At 59.1% G+C, this 2,274-nt stretch carries 2 protein-coding genes and 1 rRNA gene; all 3 read right to left on the bottom strand.

Translation table 11 applies throughout. The features are described from left to right. Positions 1-132 precede the first annotated feature (132 nt). The 3 genes from VA602_RS05415 to rrf all read right to left on the bottom strand — a co-directional run bounded on the left by VA602_RS05415 (position 133) and on the right by rrf (position 2,157). Complete coding sequence (locus VA602_RS05415; RefSeq protein ID WP_151926570.1) at positions 133-882, bottom strand: pantothenate kinase; 750 nt, start codon at positions 880-882, stop codon at positions 133-135. Continuing rightward, entirely contained in the window at positions 872-1,831 is a 960-nt protein-coding gene (gene birA / locus VA602_RS05410; RefSeq protein WP_323452694.1) for a bifunctional biotin--[acetyl-CoA-carboxylase] ligase/biotin operon repressor BirA, read from the bottom strand. Before birA ends, VA602_RS05415 begins: the two co-directional genes overlap by 11 nt. 210 nt (positions 1,832-2,041) lie before the next feature. Then, positions 2,042-2,157, bottom strand: a 5S ribosomal RNA gene (rrf, locus tag VA602_RS05405). Positions 2,158-2,274 lie beyond the last annotated feature (117 nt).

Raw genomic sequence — 2,274 nt, 5'->3', positions numbered from 1 at the left:
TCCTGCTGACTTCCCTTGTAGAGGGAAAGGGGTGCAACTTCCTTGACCCGTACCGGCGCCTCCTGCTGGTGCCACACGTAATAGACGGCATTTAGCACTACCAACAGCAGAAACAACCAACGCATAGGCACCTCAACTCAAGGGGCAGGCCATCGCCAGGCCAACAAAGACCAGGTCCGGTACAACCCGCGCGCCAGGTGCAGACACCTGGACCAGGGGCGCATCGCCTCCCGTGAGGAAGACGCTGAACTCATTACCCCACAGCGCGCGCGCCTGATCGATCTGCGTATGGGCGAACCCCTGCAGCATCAGCACGCACCCACGTTCGACTGCCTCGACCGTGGAGCGCCCGGGCTCAAGACTGCTCAATGCTCGCTCGGCCGAGGCATCGTCATAACGAATACGGCGGGTATGGGTCCGCAGCTGGCTACGCATCAGAGGCATCCCCGGACAGATATATCCACCCAGGTGCTGACCATCCGCCGCCACGAAGTCCGCCTTGGCGGCTGTGCCAAAATCCATCACCAGGCAAGCCCCTTTGGCCAGGTGGAATGCACCGAGGGCGGCCAGCCAGCGATCCATGCCCAGGCGCTCATGATCTTCATAGCCATTGCGTACTCCCGCCATTTCAATGACAGGACGCGCAACCTGCACGTCAACAGCGAAGGCTTGCCTGATCGCCTCGCACAGCGCATCGGTTTCTTCCTCGCTGCGCACGCTGACCATCCGTGCACCCGCCAGGCGCGCGGCAGCCAGCCCTCCGACAGCGGCCAGCAGCGCCTGATCCGAATCGACGATACCGCCACCCACAATGGTGGCATCCGCAGCATGAATCACACGCCACTTGATAAAGCTATTACCGCAATCGAGCTCAAGAATCATCGCGCAACCTCAACCCGAGCTCTCCACCACTGAAGCTCTTCTCCACACCCTCGACATCCATGCGTAGACCGCCCTGCCCGTCCACACCCAGCACAATGCCATCGACCGTCTGATTGCCGGCGATCAGCGAGACCTTGCGCCCCTGCCACAGATGCGCCTGCTCCCATTCCTCCTGGAAAGCAGCGAAACCATAGCGACGATGGCGTGAAAGCTCATGCTGCAATTGCTGGTTCAACTGCGCAACCAGACGATTGCGATCAATGAGATCGCCAGTCTCCCGACGCATCGATGTCCATTGCTGGTCGACCTGATCATTGCTCTGCATGTTCACATTGATACCGACACCTAGCACGACGTGACAGACATCCGCGGGGTCGCCAACCAGCTCCAGAAGAATGCCGACAATCTTCTTGTTAGCGACAAGAACGTCATTGGGCCATTTCAGCCCCGCTCCCTTTACACCGAACGTATGTAGCGTGCGCATTACCGCGAGGCCAACGACCAGACTCAGCCCCTCGAGCTGGCGCATGCCACCCTCTACCCGGAGCACCAGGCTGTAATAGAGATTCTCAGCGAACGGGCTGACCCAGTGTCGGCCGCGCCGACCACGACCAGCACTCTGGCGCTCGGCGAGCACCAGGAAGGGAGCTGCTTGCCCCTTCCCAATCAGACGCAGGGCCTCGGCATTGGTCGAATCTATCGAGTCATGGACAAGAACAGGCCATTGCTCACCCTGCGCGAATGCAGCAATCGCCGACGCCTCGAGCAGGCTCAATGGCGTAGCGAGCTGGTATCCACGACCACGCACCTTGTGAATGGTGAGGTTCAGCTCGCTTTCGAGGTGCTGCAACTGCTTCCACACAGCACTGCGGCTTACCCCCATGGCTTCCCCCAGGGCCTGGCCAGAATGAAATCGGCCATCCTTGAGGAGATTCAACAACTTCAGCATGCCAGTCTCGACTTGGAATAAGGCTGGCATGATAGCCACGGGCTGCTGGATTGCATAGGAAAAGGGCAGGGATATCCCCGCGAGAAAGGGAGGGCGCCGATGTGTCCCGTGGCGTGCGCGGTGTCGGCGTGGGGGAGCGATGCGACCTGGCGAACGCCAGAAAGACAAAACCCCTACCTGCTCGCGCAGATAGGGGTTTTGCGAAATGAATCTTGACGATGACCTACTCTCACATGGGGAAACCCCACACTACCATCGGCGATGCATCGTTTCACTGCTGAGTTCGGGATGGGATCAGGTGGTTCCAATGCTCTATGGTCGTCAAGAAATTCGGTTGCCAGTGCGCCTTTGCAGACACGCCAGCCAATTCGGATATGTGATCTTTGTGAGTCGCTTCGAACTTTCGGTTCGTTTCGTCTTCACCACCACAATCTGCAAAGCAA

The organism is Pseudomonas machongensis, from assembly GCF_034961125.1.
Classification (GTDB): Bacteria; Pseudomonadota; Gammaproteobacteria; order Pseudomonadales; family Pseudomonadaceae; genus Aquipseudomonas; species Aquipseudomonas machongensis.
The sequence above is the reverse complement of the archived record's forward strand: the minus strand, read 5'-3'. Positions and strand labels throughout refer to the sequence as shown.

Excerpts from the sequence above, each read along its gene's own strand:
- VA602_RS05415 (WP_151926570.1), bottom strand. The coding sequence starts at position 882 with ATGATTCTTGAGCTCGATTGCGGTAATAGCTTTATCAAGTGGCGTGTG.
- birA (WP_323452694.1), bottom strand. The coding sequence starts at position 1,831 with ATGCTGAAGTTGTTGAATCTCCTCAAGGATGGCCGATTTCATTCTGGC.